The organism is Pseudophaeobacter leonis (genome assembly GCF_002087335.1).
In the GTDB taxonomy this organism is placed as follows: Bacteria; Pseudomonadota; Alphaproteobacteria; order Rhodobacterales; family Rhodobacteraceae; genus Pseudophaeobacter; species Pseudophaeobacter leonis.
Window position 1 is genome coordinate 21,135 of sequence record NZ_MWVJ01000060.1, and the last position, 25,065, is coordinate 46,199.

At 56.9% G+C, this 25,065-nt stretch carries 22 protein-coding genes and 4 pseudogenes; 21 read left to right on the forward strand and 5 right to left on the reverse strand.

Translation table 11 applies throughout. The annotated features are described in order from the left end of the window. Window positions 1-68 precede the first annotated feature (68 nt). From B4968_RS13595 to B4968_RS13605, 3 genes are read left to right on the forward strand one after another with little or no spacing between them, the layout of a single operon-like run. Window positions 69-326, forward strand: a complete 258-nt coding sequence (locus B4968_RS13595; protein WP_083099988.1) for a DUF3302 domain-containing protein — start codon at window positions 69-71, stop codon at window positions 324-326. After that, window positions 323-1,162 (forward strand): HlyD family secretion protein, encoded by an 840-nt coding sequence (locus tag B4968_RS13600; protein ID WP_083099764.1) that lies wholly within the window; start codon window positions 323-325, stop codon window positions 1,160-1,162. The genes B4968_RS13595 and B4968_RS13600 overlap by 4 nt, the downstream gene beginning before the upstream one ends. Next, window positions 1,159-1,449: a hypothetical protein gene (locus tag B4968_RS13605; protein ID WP_083099766.1), complete on the forward strand. Its 291-nt coding sequence runs from the start codon at window positions 1,159-1,161 to the stop codon at window positions 1,447-1,449. The genes B4968_RS13600 and B4968_RS13605 overlap by 4 nt, the downstream gene beginning before the upstream one ends. Before the next feature lie 18 nt (window positions 1,450-1,467). Here B4968_RS13605 and ftrA read toward each other — a convergent pair whose 3' ends face one another. After that, complete coding sequence (gene ftrA, locus B4968_RS13610; protein WP_083099991.1) at window positions 1,468-2,535, reverse strand: transcriptional regulator FtrA; 1,068 nt, start codon at window positions 2,533-2,535, stop codon at window positions 1,468-1,470. 99 nt (window positions 2,536-2,634) lie between these two features. Between ftrA and B4968_RS13615 the strand changes: the two genes are divergently transcribed. The 15 genes and pseudogenes from B4968_RS13615 to B4968_RS13680 all read left to right on the forward strand — a co-directional run bounded on the left by B4968_RS13615 (window position 2,635) and on the right by B4968_RS13680 (window position 17,925). After that, window positions 2,635-3,093, forward strand: a complete 459-nt coding sequence (locus B4968_RS13615; protein ID WP_083099768.1) for a nuclear transport factor 2 family protein — start codon at window positions 2,635-2,637, stop codon at window positions 3,091-3,093. After that, entirely contained in the window at window positions 3,090-3,461 is a 372-nt protein-coding gene (locus tag B4968_RS13620; RefSeq protein ID WP_241525743.1) for a VOC family protein, read from the forward strand. Before B4968_RS13615 ends, B4968_RS13620 begins: the two co-directional genes overlap by 4 nt. A gap of 308 nt (window positions 3,462-3,769) precedes the next feature. Continuing rightward, a complete protein-coding gene (locus B4968_RS13625; RefSeq protein WP_083099993.1) occupies window positions 3,770-5,047 on the forward strand; it encodes a flavin-containing monooxygenase in 1,278 nt (425 codons plus the stop codon). 57 nt (window positions 5,048-5,104) lie between these two features. Beyond that, entirely contained in the window at window positions 5,105-5,521 is a 417-nt protein-coding gene (locus tag B4968_RS13630) for a RidA family protein (protein WP_083099774.1), read from the forward strand. A 4-nt stretch (window positions 5,522-5,525) separates the two neighbouring features. Next, window positions 5,526-6,199: pseudogene (locus tag B4968_RS13635) on the forward strand (DUF1028 domain-containing protein). A 15-nt stretch (window positions 6,200-6,214) separates the two neighbouring features. Continuing rightward, window positions 6,215-7,711 carry an aldehyde dehydrogenase gene (locus B4968_RS13640; protein ID WP_083099777.1) on the forward strand — a complete coding sequence of 499 codons (1,497 nt, stop codon included), beginning with the start codon at window positions 6,215-6,217 and terminating at the stop codon, window positions 7,709-7,711. 28 nt (window positions 7,712-7,739) lie between these two features. Next, a complete protein-coding gene (locus B4968_RS13645; RefSeq protein WP_083099780.1) occupies window positions 7,740-8,666 on the forward strand; it encodes a LysR family transcriptional regulator in 927 nt (308 codons plus the stop codon). Window positions 8,667-8,776: 110 nt separating this feature from the next. Continuing rightward, window positions 8,777-10,846, forward strand: a complete 2,070-nt coding sequence (locus B4968_RS13650) for an oxidoreductase (protein ID WP_083099783.1) — start codon at window positions 8,777-8,779, stop codon at window positions 10,844-10,846. Between the two features lie 30 nt (window positions 10,847-10,876). Further along, complete coding sequence (gene argE, locus B4968_RS13655; protein ID WP_083099786.1) at window positions 10,877-12,025, forward strand: acetylornithine deacetylase; 1,149 nt, start codon at window positions 10,877-10,879, stop codon at window positions 12,023-12,025. 166 nt (window positions 12,026-12,191) lie between these two features. Next, window positions 12,192-12,872 carry an ABC transporter ATP-binding protein gene (locus B4968_RS26195; RefSeq protein WP_420916521.1) on the forward strand — a complete coding sequence of 227 codons (681 nt, stop codon included), beginning with the start codon at window positions 12,192-12,194 and terminating at the stop codon, window positions 12,870-12,872. A 132-nt stretch (window positions 12,873-13,004) separates the two neighbouring features. After that, window positions 13,005-13,283, forward strand: coding sequence for a TOBE domain-containing protein (locus tag B4968_RS26200; RefSeq protein ID WP_420916522.1), 279 nt, complete (start codon window positions 13,005-13,007; stop codon window positions 13,281-13,283). Next, window positions 13,283-14,212: an ABC transporter permease gene (locus B4968_RS13665; RefSeq protein WP_083099788.1), complete on the forward strand. Its 930-nt coding sequence runs from the start codon at window positions 13,283-13,285 to the stop codon at window positions 14,210-14,212. Before B4968_RS26200 ends, B4968_RS13665 begins: the two co-directional genes overlap by 1 nt. After that, window positions 14,212-15,045, forward strand: a complete 834-nt coding sequence (locus B4968_RS13670) for an ABC transporter permease (RefSeq protein ID WP_420916523.1) — start codon at window positions 14,212-14,214, stop codon at window positions 15,043-15,045. Before B4968_RS13665 ends, B4968_RS13670 begins: the two co-directional genes overlap by 1 nt. Before the next feature lie 19 nt (window positions 15,046-15,064). Next, window positions 15,065-16,101: pseudogene (locus tag B4968_RS13675) on the forward strand (extracellular solute-binding protein). 639 nt (window positions 16,102-16,740) lie between these two features. Continuing rightward, a pseudogene (locus tag B4968_RS13680) lies at window positions 16,741-17,925 on the forward strand (tannase/feruloyl esterase family alpha/beta hydrolase). Between the two features lie 222 nt (window positions 17,926-18,147). On the opposite strand, the gene B4968_RS25780 reads toward B4968_RS13680, so the two are convergent. The 4 genes from B4968_RS25780 to B4968_RS13695 all read right to left on the reverse strand — a co-directional run bounded on the left by B4968_RS25780 (window position 18,148) and on the right by B4968_RS13695 (window position 21,162). Continuing rightward, window positions 18,148-18,450, reverse strand: coding sequence for a hypothetical protein (locus tag B4968_RS25780; protein WP_338153269.1), 303 nt, complete (start codon window positions 18,448-18,450; stop codon window positions 18,148-18,150). After that, on the reverse strand, window positions 18,447-18,863 hold the full coding sequence (locus B4968_RS25785; RefSeq protein WP_338153270.1) for a hypothetical protein: 417 nt from the start codon (window positions 18,861-18,863) through the stop codon (window positions 18,447-18,449). The genes B4968_RS25780 and B4968_RS25785 overlap by 4 nt, the downstream gene beginning before the upstream one ends. A 276-nt stretch (window positions 18,864-19,139) precedes the next feature. Further along, a complete protein-coding gene (locus tag B4968_RS13690; protein ID WP_338153271.1) occupies window positions 19,140-20,462 on the reverse strand; it encodes a sensor histidine kinase N-terminal domain-containing protein in 1,323 nt (440 codons plus the stop codon). 31 nt (window positions 20,463-20,493) lie between these two features. After that, entirely contained in the window at window positions 20,494-21,162 is a 669-nt protein-coding gene (locus B4968_RS13695; RefSeq protein WP_083099793.1) for a response regulator transcription factor, read from the reverse strand. Between the two features lie 107 nt (window positions 21,163-21,269). Between B4968_RS13695 and B4968_RS13700 the strand changes: the two genes are divergently transcribed. The 3 genes and pseudogenes from B4968_RS13700 (at window position 21,270) to B4968_RS13710 (ending at window position 24,315) form a co-directional block, all read left to right on the forward strand. Beyond that, window positions 21,270-22,256 carry a tripartite tricarboxylate transporter substrate binding protein gene (locus B4968_RS13700; RefSeq protein ID WP_083099796.1) on the forward strand — a complete coding sequence of 329 codons (987 nt, stop codon included), beginning with the start codon at window positions 21,270-21,272 and terminating at the stop codon, window positions 22,254-22,256. A 64-nt stretch (window positions 22,257-22,320) separates the two neighbouring features. Then, the gene (locus B4968_RS13705; RefSeq protein ID WP_083099798.1) at window positions 22,321-22,803 is read left to right on the forward strand and encodes a tripartite tricarboxylate transporter TctB family protein; all 483 of its coding nucleotides are present in this window, start codon (window positions 22,321-22,323) and stop codon (window positions 22,801-22,803) included. A gap of 1 nt (window position 22,804) precedes the next feature. Next, window positions 22,805-24,315 (forward strand): annotated as a pseudogene (locus B4968_RS13710) (tripartite tricarboxylate transporter permease). Window positions 24,316-25,065 lie beyond the last annotated feature (750 nt).

Sequence of the window (25,065 nt, forward strand, 5' to 3'; positions counted from 1 at the left end):
CCAAATCCCATTGTTTTTGATTGAAGCTTCTCTACGATACCTGTGATGTAGCACTCAGTGGGGCGGTGATGAGCGGATTGGATATTTTTGCGGGGATCGTGCTGATCGTACTTATCTGTACTGCCCTGGCTATTTTTGTTTTTCTGGCGATGTTGCCGGGGCGTATTGCGCGCGAGCGTAATCACCCCCAGCACGAAGCTATCAATGTTGCAGGTTGGTTAGGCGCTATTGCGCTTGGCATATTCTGGCCTCTTGCTCTGGTCTGGGCCTTTTATGTTTCGCCAGATCAGAAGCTCCCTTCCAGCGAAGCAAAGGCGGCCTCATGATTGTTTTCCTGACATTGATTTATGTGGCTGTTCTGTTTGTGTTGATGCGCGTAAAAGTTTTACCCAACACAAAACCGGTTTGGGCCACCACTGGCCTATGGATGGTTTTGTTACTGATCTTTCTTTTTATTCCAATGCAATGGGGCGCTCCGACGGGACCTGTGCGCATCATGACCCGCGTGGTGCAGATTGTGCCGAATGTTTCTGGGCAAGTCGTCGAAGTTGTCGCTGAACCCAATGTGGCGTTGAAAAAGGGAGACATTCTTTTTCGCATTGATCCCGTGCCTTTCCAGCAGGCACTGGACATTGCCAAGGCCAACCTGGTGCGCATGCAGGCGCAGTCAAAACAGGATTTGGATGCCCTGGCCACGGCACAGGCGAATTTGCGTCAATCTGTTGCCCGCAAGGTGCTGGCCCAGTCACGCTATGACGATGACAAGAGCCTGGTAGACAGCGGCACCTATTCGGAAAACAGGCTTGAACGTCGTGCCAGCGATTTGGCTCAGGCAGTGGCGGCAGTGGACCCGGCACGGGCTTGGTCATGCGCGCTGAAACTGAATTGGGCGCGCTTATGCCGAACGGTCAGGTTGCCAAAGTCGCCGAGGCCGAAACGAAACTGGAGCAGGCAGAGTGGAACCTGGATCAGACCATCGTGCGGGCGCCCGGCGATGGGTTCATTACCAATCTGGCACTCGCGGTCGGACAGAGGGTGGTCAATTTGCCCTTTGCGCCCTCGATGGCGTTTGTCGATACCTCCGAATCTGCACCCGTCGCACAGGTTCACCAGATTTACCTGCGTCATATCAAGCCAGGTCAACAGGTTGAAATTGCTATGAAGACCCGTCCAGGGACGCTCATTTTCGGAACAGTGGATCGTGTTCTGCCGGCAGCCTCTGGTGGTCAGGCGCAGGTTTCAGGCTCAATTGCCGCTGCCGCGCAGGTGGCTCCAGAGCCCTTCTTGGTGCGGATCAAAACAGACGAGCCCGAAGACGCCGTTTACCTGCGCGCGGGATCAGTCGGCACTGTGGCCATCTATACTGAAAGTGCCGGCGCCACCCATGTCATCCGTAAGGTTATGATGCGTATGAGCGCCATTCTGAATTTCCTTCGCCCGGCTTTGTAGTTTCGAAACCACTGGCGACTATAGCTGGCGAACTGTAGCTGGTGGCCTGCAAGTGGTCGGCCTACAAGTGGGGGATGAGCGTCGCTCGGCTTCGGCTATCGCGCTTTTGGAAGGCGATCCCAGCCGCTCTCTGTAGCGTACCGGCGGGACGCCCATTGTCTTGCGGAATTCGCGGCGAAAGGTTTCTGCAGAGCCAAAGCCACCAACGTCCCAGACGTCCGACAGCGGGATGGATCCGTTCTCAAGCAGCTCTGCCGCGCGCGACACCCGCTCAACCTTTAGCCAGTTTAACGGTGTTGTGCCAACTTCCTCGTGAAAACGCCGCGCCAGCGTGCGTGCGCTTGTGGCCGCCACATTGGCCATACGCTCGATCGGCCAGTTCTCGTCAATAGCGCCACGGATGCGGTCTTGCAGGGCTGCCAAACTAGAGCCGGCACGCGCCTTTGGTTCCGGGCGCGGCACAAATTGACGCTGGCCACCATCCCTTTGGGCGGGCAAAACAAGCCGTCTTGCAACGGATGCTGCGGCCTGCGCTCCGTAATCCTGCCGAATGATATGCAGGCCCAAATCCAGGCCAGCGGCGGAACCGGCTGAGGTATAAACGCGGTCTGCCTCAACGAATAAAACATCGGGATCAACCTCCACATCGGGGTAGCGCGCAGCCAGCGTGTCAGTATAGCGCCAATGGGTTGTCGCGCGTTTGCCATTCAGTAGTCCAGCAGCGGCCAGCACAAAGACCCCCGAACAGATTGAGGCTACACGCGCGCCCCTGCGATATGCGGCACGCAATGCAGCACACAGCGCCTCTGGCACGGGGGTGTCCGCGCCGCGCCAGCCCGGAACGATGATCAGGCTGGCGTCAGCCAACAGATCAAGATTTTCGTCTGCATCCAAAGTGATGCCCCCAAGGGCGCGGATGGGCCCCGGTTCCGCCTTTACGGTCGCAAACCGGTACCAGTTTTCGAACTCGGGTCGCGGCAGCGCGAATAGCTCGACCGCTATGCCGAACTCGAACGTGCACAAGCCATCATAGGCGATGGCGCAGACCAGCAGTTTTTGTGGCGACGCAGAGGCAGGTTTTGTCATGTTGGCAGAATCTGTGTGAATGTTGTCCATTCTGCCAGTATCGTGATTTTCCCTTTGATGGCAAGTCTAAGGGATCACCCTGAAACCGAGGACCTGACCATGACACTCCAAACTGACTTGCTTGCCGCCATCGAGACCTATTTTGACGCGATCCATCACTGTGACACCACAAAGCTGAACGCAGTGTTCCACCCGCAGTCCAGCCTGTTTGACGCAGACAACGGCACAGTATTTGTAGAGCCGATTGACAGCTTCAGCAGCGATGTTGCGGGGCGCATATCGCCTGCCAGCACGGGCCAGCCCCGTGAAGCCGAGGTGCTGATGATTGACCATCTGTCTCCCCTTAGCGCCACGGTCAAAATCCGAATTCGGGCACATCAAACTGTGTTTGTCGACCATCTTGGCTTTGTGAAGGGGGCGCAGGGTTGGCAGATCGTGTCCAAGATCTGGCACCTGAAAGCACCGTTGAAGCGGATCAGCTCGCCTGACGACAGCCGATTGCAAACACTGCAAAATTGGAAAACCCCACACAAAAGGATTAGGAAATGGCCAAGATGAACGCAGTTGGATGGTTCGACATAAATGTCGATGATATGGAGCGGGCCGTGGCCTTTTATGAGGCAATGCTCGGGGCCAAACTTGACCCAATGGTTGATCCAACAGGCGAGACCCAGATGATGAGCTTCCCTGCCGAAATGAGCGCCTACGGCGCAGGTGGAGCCCTGACTAAGGCCCCCTATGCCGCTCCTGGCATCGGCGGGACGGTCCTTTACTTCATGGTCGAGGATTGCGCAACTCAACAACAGCGTGTGGCCGAAGCCGGCGGCTGTGTCGTCAGACCAAAGTTCTCAATCGGAGATTTCGGTTGGGTTCTTTTGTGCAAGGACACCGAAGGCAACATAGTGGGCTTTAACTCGATGAAGTAAGAGCGCCAAACAAGGATATAGGGCGTGGCGGGTTTGCTGGTTACTTCAGTTCAATACGCCACTTGCAGCAGGTGGAGCTTTCGAGCCCGTCTGCTATTCAAGATCGTTCTGAATAGCTTAGGCTGAACCGAACCCACGGTGAGAGATACATTTATTTTAAGTTCGCTGATAAAATGGAACCCTCAGCTAAGTTGCTGTGCAGGGTCGCAGAGTGGGTTTTCATCTGTCACGGGGCTCTGTGGCCGATGAAAACTCCGCCGACCGAAGACACCCCTGCCTGTGTCAGACCCTTTGGAGAGAATGCGGATATGCCAGTCGAAAAAGTGAATACTCTTGTGGTCGGTGGTGGGCAGGCAGGCATCGCGATGAGCGAGCATCTGAGCAAGGCCGACATTCCCCATCTGGTGCTGGAGAAAAACCGCATCGCCGAACAATGGCGTTCGGGGCGTTGGGACAACCTTGTTGCAAACGGCCCAGCCTGGCACGACCGGTTTCCGGGGATGGAGTTCAAAGATGTCGACCCTGACGGGTTTCCGGCCAAAGAGGTGGTTGCGGACTATCTGGTCGACTACGCCAAAATGATCAACGCGCCGGTACGTGCAGGCGTCGAAGTCACCAAAGCGGAGCGCATAGCGGGGGCAGGCGGTTTTCGGGTTGAGACATCGCAAGGGGTGATTGAAGCGCAGAATATTGTCTGTGCGACGGGTGCTTTCCAAAAGCCGGTAATCCCGCCGGTCATACCTGAAACGGCACAGGTGTCTCAGATGCATTCCTACGACTACCGCAACCCTGACCAGTTGGCCCAGGGGGCGGTGATGGTTGTGGGAGCAGGATCGTCTGGCGGCCAGATCGCGCGCGAGCTGATGGAGGCGGGGCGCAAAGTCTATCTGTCTGTTGGCCCGCATGACCGCCCGCCGCGGTCCTATCGGGGGCGCGACTTTTGTTGGTGGCTGGGGGTGCTGGGCCTGTGGGATGTGGCCGCGATGGCACCTGGAACCGAGCATGTGACCATTTCCGTCAGCGGCGCCAAGGGTGGCGAGACGGTTGATTTTCGCAAACTCGCTGCTGGTGGCATGACCCTGGTGGGACGGACCGAGAGCTACGCGGATGGTGTCGTGAGATTTGCCGCTGATCTGTGCGAAAACGTTGCAAATGGCGATGCCAACTACCTTGCGATGCTGGATGCGGCAGATGCCTATGTTGTACGCACTGGCATTGATCTGCCGCCTGAACCCGAGGCGCGGGTCTTTATGGCTGATCCCGAGTGCATGACCATGCCGCTGACAGAACTTGATCTGGCCGCCGCAGGTGTCACCACAGTCATTTGGGCAACCGGGTTTGCGCGGGACTATAGCTGGCTCAAGGTCGATGCCTTTGACGCGCAAGGCGCGCCCAGGCACCAGCGCGGCGTCTCAGTTGAGCCGGGTGTGTTCTTTCTCGGGCTGCCCTGGCAGTCGCGCCGTGGATCGTCGTTTATTTGGGGGGTCTGGCATGATGCGAAACATCTGGCGGATCATATCCATACGCAGCGCAAGTATCTCGACTATCACAAAACGACGCTGGAAAAGCAGCGACACAAGGCATGAAATGACGGGCGGCTTTCGCCTGTCAAAATTCACGGTTTAAGATCGGACAGCACTCAAATGGCTCATACGCGTATACGCAAGTTCAACACCTCTGATACCTACCCAGAACAAAACCTCGACAATGATCTTTGTCAGGCCGTGGTGACCCGCGGCGGCAGTACCGTCTATCTGCGCGGCCAATGTCCGCAGAACCTTGAGGATGCGAAAAACATCGCAAGCCATGATCCGGTCGAACAGACACACAAAGTGATGCAAAACATCCAGCAGCTGATCGAAGAAGCCGGCGGGCAGATGGAGCACCTGGTCAAAGTCGTGGTCTATATCACCGATGTGCGCCACCGCGAGGCCGTTTACCGCACCATGGGGCAATATATCAAAGGGGTTCACCCGGTCTCGACGGGGTTGGTGGTGCAGGCGCTGGCGCGTCCTGATTGGCTGGTTGAAATTGACGGCACTGCCGTCATTCCGGATTAAGCCGATGACATTTTCACTGGTCGCCCGCTGTGCCGAAACCGGAATGTTGGGTTTGGCAATTTCATCCTCCTCACCCGCTGTTGCCGCGCGGTGCTCTTTTGCGCGCGCAGGCGTGGGCGCCGTTGCGTCGCAAAACGTGACGGATCCCTCATTGGGGCCTGCGACGCTGGACCTGATGCAACGTGGCCTGTCTGCACGCGCCGCCGTCGATGAGGTCATTCGCAGCAGCCAGTTCACCGAATACCGGCAGGTGATCGCCATCGACAAAGAGGGGTCTTCGGCTATTCATTCCGGGCCAAATTCGCTGGGCATCTGGACGCAGGCCAGCGGTCTGGACGTGGCCTCGGGGGGCAACCTCTTGGCCAACGATAGGGTGCCGCAGGCAATTGTAGACGGGTTCATGGCCTCAAAGGGACATATCGGCGACCGTTTGATCGCGGCTATGCGGGCGGGTCTGGCAGCGGGCGGTGAGGCGGGTCCAATCCATTCTGCAGGCATGAAGATCGTCGACAAAGTCAGCTGGCCGGTTGCCGATCTGCGCTGTGACTGGACCGAGGACTGCCCAATCGAAACATCGCCGCCGCATGGCAGATCTATAAACCCCAACTGGATGCCTACATCCAGCGGGCCTTGGACCCGCGCGAAGCGCCCTCTTACGGCGTGCCCGGCGACGTATAAACAGAGAGTTGAGACATGCTTGAGTACACCCTTAGCGATTGGAAATCCCGCGCAGCAGCCCTGCGGTTTCGCAATCAGGCCTTCATCAACGGAAAATTCGTAGACGCTGCATCGGGCAGGGTTTTTCAAAGCATCAATCCCGCGACCGACGCCGTTTTGACTGAGGTTGCAGAATGTGATGCCGAAGACGTGGACCGTGCTGTCAAGGCCGCGCGCCAGGCGTTTGAGGCGGGCAGTTGGTCGCGGGCGGAACCGGCGCATCGCAAGGCCGTCATGTTAAAACTGGCCGATCTGATCCGTGAAAACCTCGCGGAAATGGCGCTGCTCGATAGTTTGGACATGGGTAAGCTGATCACCGATGCGGTGACGATTGATGCCCCCGGCTCGGCACATTTTTTTCAATGGTATGCGGAAGCCATCGACAAGATTTACGATGAAGTCGCCCCAACCGGGCCCGGTGATTTGGCGCTGGTGCGCCGGGTCCCATTGGGGGTTGTCGGGGCGGTGACGCCGTGGAATTTTCCGCTGGATATGGCAACGTGGAAATCGGCGGCGGCGCTTGCTGCCGGGAATTCGGTTGTCCTAAAACCGGCGGAGCAGTCTCCACTCTCTGCGTTGCGGTTGGCCGAACTTGCCTCAGAGGCAGGGGTGCCTGACGGGGTGTTGAATGTGGTTCCCGGATATGGTGCCACAGCTGGGAGGGCGCTGGGCCTGCATATGGATGTTGATTGTCTTGCCTTTACCGGCTCGACCGCCATCGGCAAGGTCTTCATGCAGTATTCCGGCCAATCCAATCTGAAACAGGTCTGGCCGGAAACAGGTGGCAAAAGCCCCAACCTTGTGTTTGCCGATTGCGAGAACCTGGATGCGGCCGCTGACATGGCGGCCTTTGGCATCTTTTTTAATCAGGGCGAAGTCTGTTCGGCCAATTCACGGCTATATGTTGAGCGGTCTATCAAGGATGAATTTGTCGAAAAGCTGATTGCCCGGGCGCAGGGGATGCAGCCGGGGGACCCGCTGGATCCGGCCTCCAAAATGGGGGCGATTGTTGATAAAACGCAAACCGAAGGCATCATGCGGTTTGTTGAAGAGGGGAAGAAAACCGCCAAGCTGGTCACGGGCGGTGCGCAGGTGGCGATCAACGGCAAGGGGTCGTTTGTGCAGCCGACGATCTTTGATGATGTATCACATGACGATCCGCTGGCGCGCGACGAGATTTTTGGCCCCGTGTTGTCGATCATTCCATTCGACGATGAGGCGGACGCGGTGCGCATGGCAAACGACAGTATCTATGGGCTTGCTGCGTCTGTCTGGACAGATAACCTGAGCCGGGCGTTGCGGGTGTCAGAGGGGTTGATGGCGGGTACGGGGTCGGGCAACACGGTTGATGCCTTGTCGGCAATGACGCCATTTGGGGGGATGAAGCAGTCAGGATTTGGTCGTGATCTGTCCCTGCATTCGCTGGACAAATACACAGCACTCAAGACAACATGGATAAAATATCAAACCTGAATAAGTCACTCCGTAGGGGACAGACAAAATGCCACTGCGGTTCACATTGCGACAGCTTGAATATTTCGTCGCCGTTGGCGCCTTGGGGTCAATCGCGCAAGCTGCGGAAAAGGTGAACGTGTCATCGCCGTCGATTTCGGCGGCAATTACGCAGTTGGAAAAAGAATTCGGTCTGCCATTGTTTGTGCGCCAACACGCGCAGGGGCTGTCGTTGACGCAGGCAGGGCGGCGCATGATGGAACAGGCAGAGCATATTTTGCAAGCCTCGGACCTGCTTGTGGATCTGGCGGGCGACATTTCCGGATCCGTGCGTGGCCCGCTGAACATCGGCTGTCTGGTTACCTTTGCGCAGGTTGTGTTGCCCGCCGTCCGGCGCAGTTTTGAAGCAGAGTTTCGGGAAGTACGTATCCGGCAGCTAGAGTTGAACAAATCCGAGATTTTCAGCGCGCTGCGCCGTGCAGAGATTGACGTGGCGCTGACCTATGATCTTGATCTGCCTGCAGATCTGGTCTTTGAGGGGCTGCTTGAACTCCCGCCATATGTCATCGTCGCCCCGGATCACCCTTTGGCGCAGAACAGCTCGGTTACGCCGGTAGAGCTTGTGCAACATGCCATGGTGCTGCTTGATCTGCCGTTTAGTGCCGAATATTTCATGTCTTTTGTTGCCGGGCTTGATATCAAGCCGCAGATTGCCGAGCGTACAAAAGACATGGCCGTCATGCGCAGCCTTGTGGCAAATGGCTTTGGCTATTCCATCGCGAACATTCGCCCGTTGAACGACCTGTCACCAGATGGAAAACCGCTAAGGTTCATTCCGCTGCAACAACCTGTGCGGCCCATGCGGATGGGTCTTTTGATGCCTACGGATGCGGAGCGCGCAAATGTCATCCGTGCCTTTGTCGCCCATTGCAAAGATCAGCGCGGGGCCGGCAGCATTCCTCACCTCACGGTTTAAGGCAGATCTCTGCGGCTTAGCCTTTTCCTAAGCGGCGATTTTGCAAGCACGTCTTTCGGTGTCTGGTCAGTGCGTTATCGTGATCCCGACCAACTTTTGAGGAGGCGGAATTGCGCGACCCACGCTTTGATATTTTGTTCGAACCTATGGCCATCGGTCCTGTGGTCGCCAAGAACCGGTTCTATCAGGTTCCCCATTGCAACGGGGGCGGCTATCGCGATCCTTCTGCGGCGGCAGAAATGCGTGCCGTAAAGGCCGAGGGCGGCTGGGGCGTCATTTTCACCGAACAGTGCGAGATGCACCATACCTCTGAAATCACACCTTTTATCGAATTGCGCCTGTGGGAAGACAAGGACATTCCCATGTTGCGTAAAATGTCCGAGCGGATGAAAACGCATGGCGGTTTGGCAGGAATCCAATTGGCCTATTCTGGCATCAATGGGCCGAACCTTTATACCAAAGAGGTGCCTCTGGCGCCTTCGGCAATGCCGATCCGGACCTTTACCAATGATCCTGTTCAGGCGCGTGCGCTTGATAAAAGCGACATCAAGGATTTGCGCCGTTGGTTCGTCAATGCCGCAAAGCGCTCTAAGGCGGCTGGATTTGATCTGATCTGCCTCTATGGCGCGCATGGCTTCGGGATTTTCCAGCACTTCCTGAGCCGGGCCACCAATCAGCGCAGCGATGAATACGGCGGCAGTCTGGAAAACCGCGCGCGCTTCGTGAACGAGGTGATTGGGGACATCAGGGATGCGGTTGGTGATACCATGGGGATCACCCTGCGGGTCAGCCTTGATGAAACCATCGGTGATCTTGGTTTTTCCAACGCCGAGCTGCGTGATTTTATCGAGATGAACAAAGACCTGCCCGATCTGTGGGACCTGGCCCATGGCACCTGGGAGGATTGCTCGGGGCCGTCACGGTTCAAGGAAGAAGCCGCGCAAGAGCAATTGGTGCGCGGTATTCACGAGCTGACTGACAAGCCGATTGTGGGCGTCGGGCGGTTCACCAGTCCGGATGTCATGGCCAGGATGGTCAAGACCGGAACACTGGATTTCATCGGCTGTGCGCGCCCCTCGATTGCGGATCCGTTCCTGCCCAAAAAGGTCGAAGAAGGCCGCATTGAAGACATCCGCGAATGTATCGGCTGTAACATGTGCATCACCGGCGACATGACCATGTCGATTAGCCGCTGCACGCAAAATCCGACTTTCATGGAAGAGTGGCGCAAAGGCTGGCATCCCGAAAAGATGAACACCAAGGGCGATAGCAATAACGTGCTGGTGGTCGGGTCCGGCCCCGCCGGGCTAGAGGCTGCATGGGCGCTGTGCCGCCGTGGTTATGATGTGGCCGTGGCCGAAGCCAAGACCGAAATTGGCGGTCGTGTGGTGCGCGAAGCCAAGCTGCCGGGTCTTTCGGCATGGGGGCGTGTGGTCGACTATCGGCAGTATCAGCTGTCGCAGCGTGCAAACGTCGATATCTACCTTGAAAGCGAGCTGGACGCCGACAGCATCCTTGAATTCGGCTTTGAAAACGTTTGTATCGCGACGGGTGCGAAATGGCGCGCCGATGGTGTTGCACGGCAGCACGTCGTGCCCATGCCCATCGCATCCGGGGCCAAGATCTATACGCCGGATGACTTGATGGATGGCACTATCCCCCAGGGAAAGGTCATCGTGTTTGACGATGATCACTATTACATGGGCGGCGTTCTGGCCGAACTTTTGGCCAAGGCTGGCGCAGAGGTGACATTGGTGACCCCCTCGGCCTATGTGTCGGACTGGACCAATAACACGTTAGAGCAAATCGCAATTCATCCGCGTCTGGTGGAGGCTGGCGTCGACATCGTGCTGAACCGCGGCATCAGTGAAATCCATGCCGGATACGTGGTCAGCAATTGCGTCTACACAGATCGCACCCAGCAGTTTGAATGTGATGCAGTGGTTATGGTCGCATCGCGCAAAGAGGAAAACGCTGTGTTTGAGGACCTCAAGGCCCGCGAGGCCGACTGGGCGGATGCGGGTCTCAAATCGGTCAAGATTATTGGCGACGCCAACGCGCCGGGGCCCATCGCCTGGGCAACCTACGCGGGCCACCGCTATGCGCGCGAACTGGATGGCGACGACATTGGCGATGCATTGCCGTTCCGCCGGGAAATCACCGAGCTGGCACTGGATTGACCCCAAAGCAAGAGAGGCACAAATCAGAGCATGACACAGACTTTGGACATTCTTGAGCGCTTGATCGGCTTTGAGACGGTCAGCGCCAACTCGAACCTTGCGTTGGTTGACTATGTTCAATCCTTTTTGATCGAGCGCGGCTTTCAGGTGCACCGTTTGCCAGATGCTAGTGGGCAAAAGGCGGGGCTTTTTGCGGTGCTTGGCCCCGCTGGCAAAGGGGTGCTGTTGTCGGCGCATTCCGATGTGGTGCCGGTGGCAGGGCAGGACTGGAGCCGCGATCCTTTTCAGCTGCATGTCGATGCTGGCCGTGCCTATGGGCGCGGCACCACGGATATGAAGGGCTATCTGGCCAGCATGCTGGCGCTGGCCGACCGGGCCTCAAAGGTGACGTTGCACGAGCCTCTCAAGATTGCGCTGTCTTATGACGAAGAAATAGGCTGCGTTGGTATCCAGCATATGATTAGCGAGTTGGCGTGCACAATTGGGGCGCCACGGGCGTGTTTTGTGGGCGAGCCGACCGAAATGCAGGTTGCGGTGGGACACAAGGGCAAGGCGGCATTGCGTGCGGTCTTTCACGGCCAAGCCGGTCATTCAGCGCTGGCGCCAAAGTTTTTGAATGCGCTGCATATGGCCGGTGATTTCCTTGCTGAACTGCGCAGGGTTCAAGATACGCTGGCGATGGTTGGTGCGCGCGATGAAGCCTATGATATTCCCTATTCAACCATCCATGTCGGGCAGCTTTCGGGGGGCACCGCGCTGAATATCGTGCCGGATCGCGCGGAGATGTTATTTGAATACAGGCATTTGGCCGCTGATGTGCCGCAGGATATTCTTGGGCGCATTCAAAATGGCGCCACCAGTGTTCTGGAACCATACCAGCGACGCTTTCCAGCTGCCGCACTCGAGATTGATCCCTACAACACCTATCCCGGGCTGGAGGTTTCGTCTGATGCAGAGGTTGTCCAGATGGCGCAACGTCTGGCGCAAAGCAATAGCACGACCAAGGTGGCATTTGGCACCGAGGCCGGGGTCTTTGACGCATTGGATATCCCAACGGTTGTCTGTGGTCCCGGCTCAATGGAAGGGCAGGGACATAAGCCGGATGAGTTTGTGACGCTTGAGCAGCTCGCCCTGTGTGATGGCATGATGGACCGGCTGCTAGAAGAGCTGGCGGCATAGGCATACCTCTGAGGGGGTTTTCAAACCGGCGAAACTTTGGGCGCATGCGCCTTAATTTTATTGCTCACCTTAGACTAAGGCTAAGCAACGCTAAGAGACACCGTTCTTAGAGAAGTTGCCTGCCGTTCGTATGCTTTCCTTAGTCAAGCTCAATAGGGAAGTAGCCATGTCAGACAGCAGGCAAATAGCGATTGATGTGCGCGGCGCCGTAAAGCGGTACGGAGATTTCACTGCCTTGAAGACGATCTCACTGTCGATCTATGACAATGAGTTTTTCACCCTGTTGGGTCCTTCTGGCTGCGGCAAGACCACATTGTTGCGGATGATTGCCGGATTTGAGGAGGTGACCGAAGGCGAGATACTGCTGTACGGCGATGCAATCGCGAACCTGCCCCCGAACAAGCGCCCGATAAACACGGTCTTCCAGAATTATGCGCTGTTTCCACAGATGAGTGTTTTGGACAATGTCGCCTTTGGGCTTGAGATGCGCGGCCAGTCAAAATCTCAGGCCCGCACCGCGGCAGCTGAGATGCTTGAGCTGGTGCAGCTTTCTCAATTCGCGGCGCGCAAGCCCGCACAGCTGTCAGGGGGACAGCAACAGCGGGTTGCCCTTGCACGCGCCCTGGCGCCAAAGCCCAAAGTTCTGCTGCTGGATGAGCCGCTCTCGGCGCTTGATCTCAAGTTGCGCAAGGCCATGCAGCTTGAGCTGAAGCACCTGCAGCGCGAAACCGGCATTACCTTCATCTTGGTGACCCACGACCAGGAAGAAGCGCTCACCATGTCCGACCGCATCGCGGTAATGTCTGCGGGTGAGTTGCAGCAACTGGGCGAGGCCCGCAGACATTAAGAGCGTCCGCGCCACCGGTTTGTCGCCGATTTCATCGGAGAGACCAACCTGCTGGAGGTCTCGGTTGACGCCATCCATGCCGGACGCGCGACATGCCATCTTGGGGGGGGACATGAGCTGAGTTGCAACGCGGTGGAGGGGATAAACGCTGGCGCCAAGGTCCATATGTCTGTCCGGCCCGAACGGCTTTTTATGTCCGAGCAGCCAACGGATTCCGAAGGGCTGAAAGGCACAGTGCGCGAGAATATATTTGTCGGCACAGACATCTCGACGCTGGTTGATCTGGATGAAGGCCCGAATTTCATCGTGCGCACCTCAAATTCGGATCGCGGCAACAAACGCATTTTTGAGCCCGGCTGCGAAGTCTACGTCAACATGGAGATGGAGGCGGCCCGCCTCCTGGTTGACTGATGGCAGGCGGAGCAGCGAGCGGCGGCAGCGCCACCACAGACACCTACAAAGAAGCCCGTAACTGGCTGTTGTTGCCTGCCTGGGTGTATCTGGGGGCTTTTGTCTTAATTCCGGTCATCATGATGTTGATCTATTCATTCCTGACCAAGGAATTTCGCGGCGGCATTATTTGGGACTTCAGCCTCGCCGCCTATGGCCAGTTCTTTTTTGATCGCGGCCTGTTTGGCGATGAGCCCGCCAAAATTGAATGGACCTACATTACAATTTTTTGGCGTTCCATCTGGCAGGCGGCGGTTGCGACCTTGCTCGCCCTGGCGATCGGATTTCCCACCGCCTATTTCATCGCAACCCGCCCGCAAAAGGCACGCCCGATGTGGGTTTTCCTGATCACGATTCCGTACTGGGTCAACCTGCTGATCCGCACCGTGTCGATGAAATTTATGTTGCGCGACACGGGGCCGCTGAACGATTTCCTGATGGGGACCGGGCTGATCAACGACCCGATCACGATCATTAACACCAACTTTGCAGTGCAACTGGGACTGTTCTATTCCTACCTACCGTTCATGGTGCTGCCGATTTATGCCTGCGTCGAGCGCTATAATTTTAGCCTCAGTGAAGCCGCCGCAGATCTGTATGCCTCTAAATGGGTCACTCTGCGGCGCATCCTGCTGCCGGCAGTCAAACCCGGTGTGATCGCGGGCTGTATCCTCGTGTTTGTGCCCTCGATGGGCTCGTTTCTTGCGCCGGATCTGCTGGGCGGGGCCAAGAACTTTATGATCGGCTCGCTAATCGAGGAGCAGTTCAAAGGCAACGCCGGGAACTGGCCCTTTGGGGCCGCGGCTTCGATGGTTCTGCTGTCGATGGTTCTGATTATCCTGATGGTATTTGCCCGCCAGCAAGCCAGGGCCGAAAAGGAGGCCAGCTGATGCGCCCACTAATGCGTCGTTTTATGCACCAGTCACAAACTGACATCAAAACCCTGCCGGGGTTTTACACTGTCACCCTTCTGTGCCTTGTGATCCTCTATGCGCCACTCTTGGTGGTCACGGTTTATTCCCTGAATGACAGCACCTCGATCACCAACTGGGAAGGCGTCAGTTTTCGCTGGTATGTGGATGTCTTCACCGGCCCCGAAAGCCAGAAGTTCAAGATCGCGGCGTGGAATTCGTTTACCATCGCAATAGCCGCCGCCACCATAGCCGCCACGATTGCAACACTGGCCGCAACCGCGATGGTCAGAGGCGGCAAATTCAAGCTGCGCACGGTCTCACTTGGTCTGATCAGCCTGCCGCTGATGGTGCCCGAAATCGTGCTGGCGGTCGCCACGCTGATCTTTTTCAACGCGATTGATTTCACCCGCGGATATGCCACAATTCTGATCGCGCATATCGCTTTTTGTATTCCCTTTGCCTACTTGCCGATTTCGGCGCGGATGCAGGGCATTGACGATAGCTATGAGCAGGCCGCGCAAGACCTTTATGCCACCAAACGGCAGGCCTTTACCCGTATCCTGCTGCCAATGATGATACCTGGGATCATCTCCGGCTACCTGCTCGCCTTTATCGTTTCCCTGGATGATTTCATCATTACCAATTTCGTCAAAGCCGCCGGTGTTGAAACCCTTCCGACGGCAATCTTTGGCTCCGTCAAACAAGGCATCAAACCAAACATCATGGCGATTTCAACGATGTTGCTTGGTGTCTCGATCCTCCTTGTGACGATCTCGTATTTCGTAAGCAAAACCGACAGCAAAAAATAACCAGCAGATGGAGAGAACAATGAAAAACCTACTGAAATCCGGCGTCGCGGCTCTGGCGCTCAGCACTGTGGCATCCGCTGCCGCCGCAGAGGGCAAAGTGGTGGTCTACCCCTGGTTCGAATACATGCCGCAAGAGCTGGTTGACAAGTTCACCGCCGAAACGGGCATGAGGTGGTGATCGACACCTACGATTCAAACGAGGCCATGCTGGCGTCGCTGAAGGCGGGCGGCATGGGCACCTATGATGTCGCAGTCCCTGGCGACTATATGGTCAAGATCATGGCAGGCGCCGGATTGTTGGATACGATGGCAGAGGGCGAGCTGGCCAACAAAGGCAACATCGCCGCAGAATGGGCTGACCCAAACTTTGATCCCGGTCGCCAGCATTCGATCCCCTACCAGTGGGGCTCTACCAGCTTTGCGGTGAACCGCGATGTCTATACTGGTGACATCAACAACACTGATATTCTGTTCAACCCGCCAGCTGAGCTGCAGGGCAAGATCAACGTGCTCGACAGTCAGGGCGAGGTCATGGCCTTGGCGGCGCTGCATATGGATATCCCGCAGTGCAGCACGGACCGTGACCAGCTCAAGGCGCTGAATGCAATGCTGCTGGGGGCCAAGGCGAACTGGGTGTCGTTCAACTCGGACACGGCCAAAGAGGTGCTGGTTTCAGGCGATGCCGCAGCCGGTATGATCTATGACGGTTTCAGCGCCAAAGCCCGCGAGGAAGGGGCCAATGTGGAATACGCCTTTCCAACGCAGGGCTACATCGCCTGGATGGATAATGTCGTTTTGTTGAACGATGCCCCGAACCGGGAAAATGCGCTGAAGTTCATGGATTTTCTGCTGGTTCCCGAAAATGTCGCGCAGCTGACCAACTGGACACGATATGCTGCGGGTGTCGAAGGTGTCGCGCCGCTGCTGGACGAAGCGCTGCGCACCTTGCCCGAGGCGAACCCGCATGAGGGGGCTGGCCAGGCGGTGTTTATTGATGCCTGTGACGAAGAGGTTCAGGCGGTCTATGATACCATCTGGACAAACCTTAAGAAGTAAGCAGATGGCGGCCTGGCTATCTTTTGCCTTTTGCAGTTTCCAGGCCGCCGTGGTGTTGCCGCCGTCTCAGGATCCGTAAACCGGAGAGCGCAGCCGCTCGTTCTCTTGCTGCGGCCGCTATAGTGCCTTGAGACGCCCTGCGTCCCATCAGAGCTTCAAGCGGCCTTAAGTTCACGTCACCCTCTTGGGCCTTGCGTCTCTGAAGAGCCAGGTCTGGCTCTGTGCTTTCCCAGCTCTAGGGGCGGAGCCCTTCACAGGGCGAGGCTCTGCTTGTGTGGGATTGCTACATATTGATGCGGCAAATTTGGATGTATCGCCTATCGAACCACCCCCGGGGCTGTGATGTGATCTCAGGGTGAGCCTTTGTGATGTGGCCATAGTGTGATTTGGCCAAAGGCTCAGGCACCTTGACCAAAGGTTCGGACAACGGGGACTTCTAAGGGAGAAGAAAATGCAAATGCTCAAGAAACGAGGCGGGCTTTCCGCGCTCGCAGTTTTGTTCAGTTTGGCGGCAACGGCAAGCTACGCGCAGAGCGACGGGGATGCAGACAAATGCGCGGCGCTGGCTAATCACCGGATCGATGGCGGCTTTGTGACCTCGGCCCAGATCATCGCGGCAAGCGATAAACTGCCCGCCTATTGCGAGGTGCGTGCAACCGCATTGCCCGCAATTTCATCGAAACCCGCCTGCCTCTCTCGGGCTGGAACGGCAAGTTTTATCAGGTCGGATGTGGCGGCTGGTGCGGCATTCTTGGGCGCAGCGATGCCGGTGGCCGGTGGGTCAACGCGATGGCTCCAGGTCTGGCAAAGGGCTATGCAACGGCCACTTCAGACAGCGGCCATCATGGACTTTCGGTGGTGGACGGTGCCTGGGCAGAAGGCAACGGCCATGCAGAACGCGACTGGGGATGGCGCGCCATCGGTGAGACCTATCGCGTGTCGCAGGATCTGATCCAGGCCTTCTACGAAGAAAAACACGACAAGGCGATTTTCCAGGGCTGTTCAACAGGCGGGCGCCTGGCGCATATGGCCTCGCTGCGTTAACCGGAAAACTATCAGGGTATTATTTCGGGTGCCCCGGCGATGAATGAAACCGCGCTTGCAGGTGCGGCGATTGCCTGGATCGTGCAGGCCAATACCGGCCCGGACGGTCAGCCCATTTTGAAACCGGGCAAAGAGACGTTGATTGGCGACGAAGTCATGCGCCAGTGTGACGGGCTGGACGGGACCACAGACGGGCTCATTTCGGACCCGCGCCAATGTACGCCGGATGTGTCGGCCCTGCGGTGCGAAACCGGCCAGGATGCATCTCAATGCCTGAATTCGGATGAGATTGCAGTGCTGGACAAGTGGTATCAGCCTGCTGTCAATTCGGCCGGCGAAGAGCTGTTTCCCGGTGGTGTTCCTGCCGGATCTGAGCCGTTCTGGTGGCTTTGGATGACCGGAAAAGAAGACGGAACCTTGCCTTTGAACCCGATGTTCGGCCAGTCATTTGGTGCCTATCTGGCCTTTGATCCCGATCCCGGTCCGGATTGGAAAGTGACCGATTTCGACTTTGACAAAGACCCCGCGCGCATGAGCCGGGCGGCCGAGAATTACAATGCGGATTCTCCGGACATTTCAAAATTCCGGGATGCGGGTGGCAAAATGATTGTCTGGCATGGCTGGGCGGATGCTATCGTTTTTCCGGGGAAAACCGTGGAATGGTATGAGCAGGTCAAAGCCAAAGCTGGGGGCGAAGATGAGATTTCGAAAAATGTCGCACTCTTCATGATCCCGGGGATGGATCATTGCGGACTTTGCCCGGCGCGGGCGGTATTGTGATGGAAAGCATCGATCCCTTTGCCGCGCTCGAAGGCTGGATGGAAACGGGTGAGACGCCCATTTCCATTGCGGCAGGAAACTAAAGAAACCTGCGGAAAACCCAGTCTTTGGGTTTTCCGCGCCCTGTTTCAGCCAGCCCTGTTTCGGCCTGTCTGTGTCTGCAACTGTCATGTGTGGTTGATGCGTCCTGCCCCTAAGGTACAACAGTCAAAGGGACTACGTTCAGGGGTGCTTTTGAATGACGGAATCTTCCCATTCAGCAAGAAACTTGCGCCTCTTTAAGGTGTCCAGAAATGTCATCAACGCAGGCTCCAACGTGATCGTTGCGCGCTCATCGTCATTCAGCGTCGAATTCAGCGGCGGCCGCGGAAGGCTATGTGCCTCCGTTCCTGACTGCAGAGCAATCAAGTGCCGGAGGAATTCCGACGCTTGTTCGGGATGCGGGGCCTGGCTCGAAACCATGGCTGTCCGCATCATTGTCGTCGGGAAATCCGAAGGCAGGATGACTTCGATGCTGTCTTTCATCTCAACACGGACGGTCGCGTAACTTCCCAACACATTGTATGCAACTGCGAGGGTGCCATCGGCCAATCGTCGATCATGCTGCCCGAGCAACAATACAATCGCACGTCCAATGCGCCCATGACCTCCATCAGGCGCCAATAGGTTTCAGAGGCGCGCGCGTCCTGGGTTGCGAGCAGGTATCCAAGGCCGGAGTCTCTCACATCATAGGTGCCAACCCGGCCGTGAAATGTTTCGGGCCGTGCCCGCAGGGCTTCGATGAGCTCTTGCCGGGTTTTGGGGATCACGTGACCCGCAAAGGCCGCGCGGTTGATCACAATGGCCGCAGGCTCGGACGTGAAGGCCAAACAGACTGTGACGCCATTGCGCCCAGGCCGGATGAGGCACATCCGAAACCGGGCGCGCCAGCCCGTCATTGGCGGCTTTCAGCTGCAAATCCATGGCACTGGAAACGACCAAATCAAATGCTTCCGGATTTGCCCGGAATATCTCGTTGGTATCGTTGGTTCTCATCTCCAGATACTCAACGCCAATATCGGGGTATTGTGCCACGAAACTCTCGATGACAGGCGCAAAGAAGGAGGTATCAGTCGAGGAGATAATCCGCAGGTGGAGCGCTGTTTCCTGCGTGTTGAACAGGCGCTGATCTTCCCAGTCCTGCGCAACAAGAGCCACTGGGATGACCCAGAAAATTATAGCGATAACAATGCGCATGCGCCGCCTTTCGTCTGGTTTGACAGGTGTAAATCGCCGCCGTGGGCGCGTGCCACGTCCATTGCAATCGTCAGGCCAAGGCCAGAGCCGATGGTGCCTTCGGCGTTTTTCCCACGTTTGAAGCGCGCTGCGAGTGTGATGAGCTCTTCACTGGGAAAACCCTTTCCACTGTCACACACACAGATTTGGACGTCTGGTTTGGCCGAGACACTGATATCGATCTTGCCATCGCTGGGGGCGTATTTCATCGCATTATCAATCAGATTTCGAACTGCATTCTGTATCAGGACCGGATCGCCTGAATAGGAAACCTTCGCCTCACTTTGCAGGCATATCTCGAGGGCTTTCATGTCGGCAATTGGCGTCAGGCTCACCACCAGTTCATGGACCAGTTCAACCAGATCAATGTCCTGTCTCTCAAGGTGGTCGGCGCGAAAGGTGATCATGGCATGATCCAAAAGCTGGACTGCAGCGCGCGAGCTTTCGTCGATGGCGCGGATCATGGATCGTACTGCCTGCCTGTTTTCTTCCCTGTCGACGCGTTGCAGCGTTGCTTCTGCATAGGACCGGACGGTGGCAAGCGGTGTGCGCACGCGGTGGGCTGCTTCTGCGATAAAATCCTCTGACTGGCTCAGCGAATAGTCCAGCCGCCCCATCAGTGAATTTAGGGAGGTGACCAGCGGCATCATCTCGGAGGGGACCGGTTTTTCGAACGGGCGCAGGTCTTGTGGTCCACGTCTGGTGATCGAATGCGCCAGGGCCTTTAGCTGACCAATCGTCGTGGATGTCGCCCAAAAGGACAGGATGGCCGCAAGCGCAAAAAAGCAGGCCCCGAACAAAGCTGCAGTGCGGGAAATCTGGGCCAGTGTGCCTGACAGGGCATCCTGGGTCTGCGCCAGTGCGACGCGAATTTGGATACGCCTATCACTGCCAATCAGGGTGCGGTTTGCACTGACGACGCGGACAACTTCGCCCTGATACAAAACAGAGTAAAAATCTCTTTCGCGACCAGAGGAAGGGGGGAGCGACAGGTCACGATAGCCAGACAGAAAGTGATCATCCTGGTAAATGGCGTAAAAAATCCGATCATCAAGCGGAGTGCTGAGCATCGAAAAAGACGCATAGGGAATATCAATCTCAACCTCGCCATTCCGGATCGATGCCGCATCCAATATCGACGTAACCGAGGCTCCCAGAATGCTGTCCTGTCCCTGTAGGGCAACCTGGGTTGCGTAATTTCGGATGGCAAAAAACAGCAGCAACCCAAGGATTGCCGCGCCACTGATAAGGGTGAAAGCCAAGCGGTTTCTGAGGGAGCCGGAGGTTTGCAAGCTAGGCGTCATTGTCGAGACGATAGCCCAGCCCGCGCAGGGTGGTGATCTTCAGATCTGAGGGGTCCAGGTGCTTGCGCAAGCGGGCGATATAGACCTCGATTGCATTCTCCGAAACGTCATCGTCGTATGAAAACAACCGGTCGGACAGCTTTTGCTTTGAGAATATTTGCCCGGGCGCGTTGATCAACAGCTCCAGCAGGCGCAGCTCCCGATTGCGCAGTGTCACGGGCTGACCCTGCACGGCCATACTGCCTGCGACCGGATCAAATTCTACCCCGCCTGACCTGATGATCGTCTGGGATTTGCCAGCCCTTCGACGCAAAACCGCGCGGCAACGTGCTGCAAGTTCGGCGTGATCAAACGGTTTTGTAACATAGTCATCAGCCCCCAGATCAAGTGAGCCGATTCGATCCGAGATCTGGCTGCGCGCGGTCAAAACGATCACTGGCGTGTCCAAATCACTGGCCCTGTGTGTCTTTAAAAAGGAGCGCCCGTCGCCATCGGGCAGCATGATGTCGAGCAGTATCAAATCATATTCACCGGTTTCCACAAAGGCGGTAGCATCCTTCAAATTTGAAGCATGTTCAACAACATGCCCGTCCAATTGCATGCGTGAGGAAATTGCATGTGCAAGCTCTTGGTTGTCTTCAACAAGGAGAAATTTCATGGATGGTGACTGCCATTTATCGGGGGTGTCAGGTCGGTGTCAGGTTAACGTGTTTTAGTCCTCTAAATTGAGCCGCAGAGCGGTCAGTTGTCAAACGGGAGGATAACATGACAACATTTAGCATGGGCCGCAGGGCCCTAATCGCAGCGGCTATGGCCGCGTTGAGTTTTGGATCTGCCGCACAGGCGGACGGCCAAAAGGTTCTGGACAGCATTCACTTTCTGATCCCCGGCGGTGCTGGTGGCGGCTGGGACGGCACCGCACGCGGCACAGGTGAGGCGCTGACAAAGGCGGGTCTCGTGGGCTCGGCCTCTTATGAAAACATGTCAGGCGGCGGCGGCGGTAAGGCCATCGGCTTCTTGATTGAAAACGCCGCAAGCAACGAAGGCACGTTGATGGTCAACTCCACGCCCATCGTGATCCGGTCGCTGACCGGCGTGTTCCCACAAAGCTTTCGTGATCTGACATTGGTTGCAGGCACGATTGGCGACTACGCCGCAATTGTTGTGGGCAAAGACAGCCCTGTCAACAACATGTCAGACCTGCTGGCGGCCTATGATGCAGATCCTTCGGCAACGGCCATCGGTGGCGGCTCGGTGCCGGGCGGTATGGATCACCTCGTTGCTGCAATGGCCATGGAGGCCGCAGGCAAAGACGCTTTGGATGTCAAATACATCCCTTATGACGCCGGTGGCAAAGCCATGGCGGCCCTGCTGTCAGGTGAGATCGCGGCCTTGTCTACCGGTCTGTCAGAGGCCATCGATCTGGCGAATGCTGGCGAGGTCAAGATCATCGGTGTAACAGCCGACGCGCGTGTCCCGGCGGCTGCTGATGCGATGACCATGAAAGAGCAGGGCATCGACATGAGCTTTGTGAACTGGCGCGGCTTCTTTGGCGCACCTGGCCTGTCTGCTGAAAAGACCGCCGTCTATCAGGAGGCGATTGCCAAAATGTACGACACCCCTGAATGGGAAGAGGTGCGGGCACGCAACGGTTGGGTGAACATCCATAACTCCGGCGACGACTTCAAAACCTTCCTTGAGAGCCAAGAGAAAACCATTGGTGATCTGATGAAAAAACTGGGCTTCCTGTAAACGGAAACCTGTTTGGCAGAGCGCTGCGTCGCTCTGCCAATCTGAATTTGGGGGGGGCAAGATCATGGCTCTTGATCGTTGGATCGCACTTATCTTATTGGGCATCTGTCTGGTTTATGGCTACACCGCCTGGTTCACGATGGACGCAGGCCTCGCTCCTTTCATGAAGCGCAACCCGATCTGGCCCAGCACCTTTCCCAAGGTCCTGTCGATCCTTGGTATTGTCGCCTGCCTTATCATCCTGTCCGGCGTGGAAAAATCTGAGGTAAAAATTGCCGAGATCGACTACCGCCGCCTGCACGAATACAAGCTGGGCCAAGCGCTCTTGCTGCTGGCACTGATGGTTGCTTACGCGCTGTGCCTGCGCCCCGTCGGCTTCCTGCCCTCGACCACTGCTTTCCTGTTTCTTGGTGCGTTTATCCTGGGGGAGCGCAAGTGGGTTCTGATGCTCAGTGTCGCTGTCATTGCGACGATGATCGTCTGGTATCTGGTGCAACAGGTTTTGGGCATCTACATGCGCCCGCTGCCCGGATTTTTTGGAGGTTGATATGCTAGAGGGTCTTCTTATTGGTCTGCAAACGGCCATGTCATTCCAAAACCTTGCGATGGTCATTGCGGGGTGCCTCATTGGTACGTTCATCGGCATGTTGCCGGGGCTTGGCCCAATGTCGATCATCGCGATCATGATCCCCATCGCGATCTCAATGGGCGACCCCTCTGCTGCTTTGATCCTGCTTGCAGGGGTCTATTACGGGGCCATCTTTGGCGGCTCCACGTCGTCAATTCTGCTGAATGCGCCCGGTGTTGCAGGCACGGTAGCCTCCAGTTTTGATGGCTACCCCATGGCGCAGCAGGGCAGGGCAGGTAAGGCGCTGACCATCGCTGCCGTCTGCAGTTTTGCCGGGGGCACAATTGGGGCGATCCTGTTGATGATTTTTGCGCCGATGCTGTCGTCTGTCGCCCTGCTGTTTCATTCTGCCGAGTATTTTGCGCTGATGGTGGTCGGGCTTTCAGCCATCGCGGCCTTCGCGGGCACCGGCCAGGTCGCCAAGGCGATGATCATGACCGTGTTTGGCCTGATTTTGGCCACGGTCGGCGAAGGCGCTCTGTTCAGTCTGCCACGCTTTACCGGGGGGGTCATGGACCTGCAGTCGGGCTTTGGCTTTATCACCCTGGCCATGGCCATGTTCGCCCTGCCCGAAGCCTTGTTCCTGGTGCTCAAACCTAAAGACGCGGGCAGCGTTGAAGCTGACATCACGGACCTGCGCATCACGCGGGTCGAGGCCCGTTCCATTGCGCCAATCATCGGACGTCAGTCTGTCCAGGGTTTCTTTATTGGGGTTTTGCCCGGTGCCGGCGCGACGATTGCCAGCTTTCTGGGCTATGCCGTTGAACGCAATCTGGCGACAAAAGAAGAGCAGGCCGAGTTCGGCAAAGGCTCAATCACAGGCCTCGCAGCTCCCGAGACCGCAAACAACGCCGCCTGCACTGGCTCCTTTGTGCCGCTGTTGACGCTGGGCATCCCCGGCTCCGGCACCACAGCGCTCCTGCTGGGGGCTCTCGTGGCCCAAACGTCTCGCCTGGGCCACGGCTGATGATTGACGAGCCGCAGATTTTCTGGGCTGTGATCATGTCGATGTTCATTGGCAATCTGGTCCTGCTGATTTTGAACCTGCCCCTGATTCCCTATATCGCCAAAGTCCTGTCGATCCCGCGCAACTATCTGATCCCGTTCATTTTGTTCTTTACCTTGATGGGGGCCTACATTGGTCAGAACAATGCAACGGAATTGCTTATCCTTGTGGGATTTGGCGTCTGTGCGACAGCTTTGAAATTCGCAGACTACCCTTTGGCCCCTCTGTTGATCGGGTTCATTCTGGGTGGCATGCTCGAGAACAACTTTGCGCGTTCGATGCAACTTTACGACGGTGTTTCGTTCATCTGGGAGCGGCCTATGACGCTTGGTCTGCTGGTGATCGCTGCGATCCTGATCCTCCTGCCCAGCTACCGGGCAAGGCGGGCGCGGGCGCGTGCTGAGGGGGTTGCTGATGGTGACTAAGGTGTGGGTGTTTGGCTGAGCCGCAGCCAGGCGCACAGGAAGCTGAAGGGGATACTGAGATCTCAACTCTGTGAGGCCTCAACCCTGTAATTTGCCGGCAAGCTGTTCGAGATGAGCTTTCGGGATCGCGCAGTGAACCTGCGCAGCCAGTGACATTTCGGAATGGCGTTGACGCCATTGTCGGCAATGAGGCCCCGAAAGGGGTTCCGGGGCTTTGCTGGAGACTGGAAATTGTCGCGTCATCCACGGCCAGATTACAGGCAATCCCTGCGGATGTTTCTTCGGCCAACAGGACCTCGACCAGCTCTGAAACATTCAACAGGTTCAGGCGTTCCCGCAATGTCACCCACAGATCAATACGACCCGCTTTGAGCTTTTTGATGTTCAGCTCTTCCTTGGGCGTGGACACGATATTCATGCCTGCGTCGGTCATGAAGGTTTCGGTGACGTCGCTTGTGTAGGTGCCGATGCTATAGGCACGGGCGTCCGAACCTTGATCCGGAACACAGGCCCAGCTCGGTCACAGGCCCAGCTCTCAGTGGTCCAGCACTCAGGGGGCCAGCTCTTGGTGGCGCAGCTGCATGGATTGCATCGCCATCACCGTCCTTCGCTCGACGCAGAGCCTTTGACACTTTAGCCTCACAGCTGTCCTGCGGCGGTGCAGCGCGAGGGGGCGTATTACGAACAGTTGCAGGCTGGAACATTGCCCGAATGTGGACTTTGGCTGAAACTTCAAGTAGGGTCACCCAC

Coding starts and splice junctions, on each gene's coding strand:
- B4968_RS13595 (WP_083099988.1), top strand. CDS start 69: ATGAGCGGATTGGATATTTTTGCGGGGATCGTGCTGATCGTACTTATC.
- B4968_RS13600 (WP_083099764.1), top strand. CDS start 323: ATGATTGTTTTCCTGACATTGATTTATGTGGCTGTTCTGTTTGTGTTG.
- B4968_RS13605 (WP_083099766.1), top strand. CDS start 1,159: ATGAAGACCCGTCCAGGGACGCTCATTTTCGGAACAGTGGATCGTGTT.
- ftrA (WP_083099991.1), bottom strand. CDS start 2,535: ATGACAAAACCTGCCTCTGCGTCGCCACAAAAACTGCTGGTCTGCGCC.
- B4968_RS13615 (WP_083099768.1), top strand. CDS start 2,635: ATGACACTCCAAACTGACTTGCTTGCCGCCATCGAGACCTATTTTGAC.
- B4968_RS13620 (WP_241525743.1), top strand. CDS start 3,090: ATGAACGCAGTTGGATGGTTCGACATAAATGTCGATGATATGGAGCGG.
- B4968_RS13625 (WP_083099993.1), top strand. CDS start 3,770: ATGCCAGTCGAAAAAGTGAATACTCTTGTGGTCGGTGGTGGGCAGGCA.
- B4968_RS13630 (WP_083099774.1), top strand. CDS start 5,105: ATGGCTCATACGCGTATACGCAAGTTCAACACCTCTGATACCTACCCA.
- B4968_RS13640 (WP_083099777.1), top strand. CDS start 6,215: ATGCTTGAGTACACCCTTAGCGATTGGAAATCCCGCGCAGCAGCCCTG.
- B4968_RS13645 (WP_083099780.1), top strand. CDS start 7,740: ATGCCACTGCGGTTCACATTGCGACAGCTTGAATATTTCGTCGCCGTT.
- argE (WP_083099786.1), top strand. CDS start 10,877: ATGACACAGACTTTGGACATTCTTGAGCGCTTGATCGGCTTTGAGACG.
- B4968_RS26195 (WP_420916521.1), top strand. CDS start 12,192: ATGTCAGACAGCAGGCAAATAGCGATTGATGTGCGCGGCGCCGTAAAG.
- B4968_RS13665 (WP_083099788.1), top strand. CDS start 13,283: ATGGCAGGCGGAGCAGCGAGCGGCGGCAGCGCCACCACAGACACCTAC.
- B4968_RS13670 (WP_420916523.1), top strand. CDS start 14,212: ATGCGCCCACTAATGCGTCGTTTTATGCACCAGTCACAAACTGACATC.
- B4968_RS25780 (WP_338153269.1), bottom strand. CDS start 18,450: ATGAAAGACAGCATCGAAGTCATCCTGCCTTCGGATTTCCCGACGACA.
- B4968_RS25785 (WP_338153270.1), bottom strand. CDS start 18,863: ATGACGGGCTGGCGCGCCCGGTTTCGGATGTGCCTCATCCGGCCTGGG.
- B4968_RS13695 (WP_083099793.1), bottom strand. CDS start 21,162: ATGAAATTTCTCCTTGTTGAAGACAACCAAGAGCTTGCACATGCAATT.
- B4968_RS13700 (WP_083099796.1), top strand. CDS start 21,270: ATGACAACATTTAGCATGGGCCGCAGGGCCCTAATCGCAGCGGCTATG.
- B4968_RS13705 (WP_083099798.1), top strand. CDS start 22,321: ATGGCTCTTGATCGTTGGATCGCACTTATCTTATTGGGCATCTGTCTG.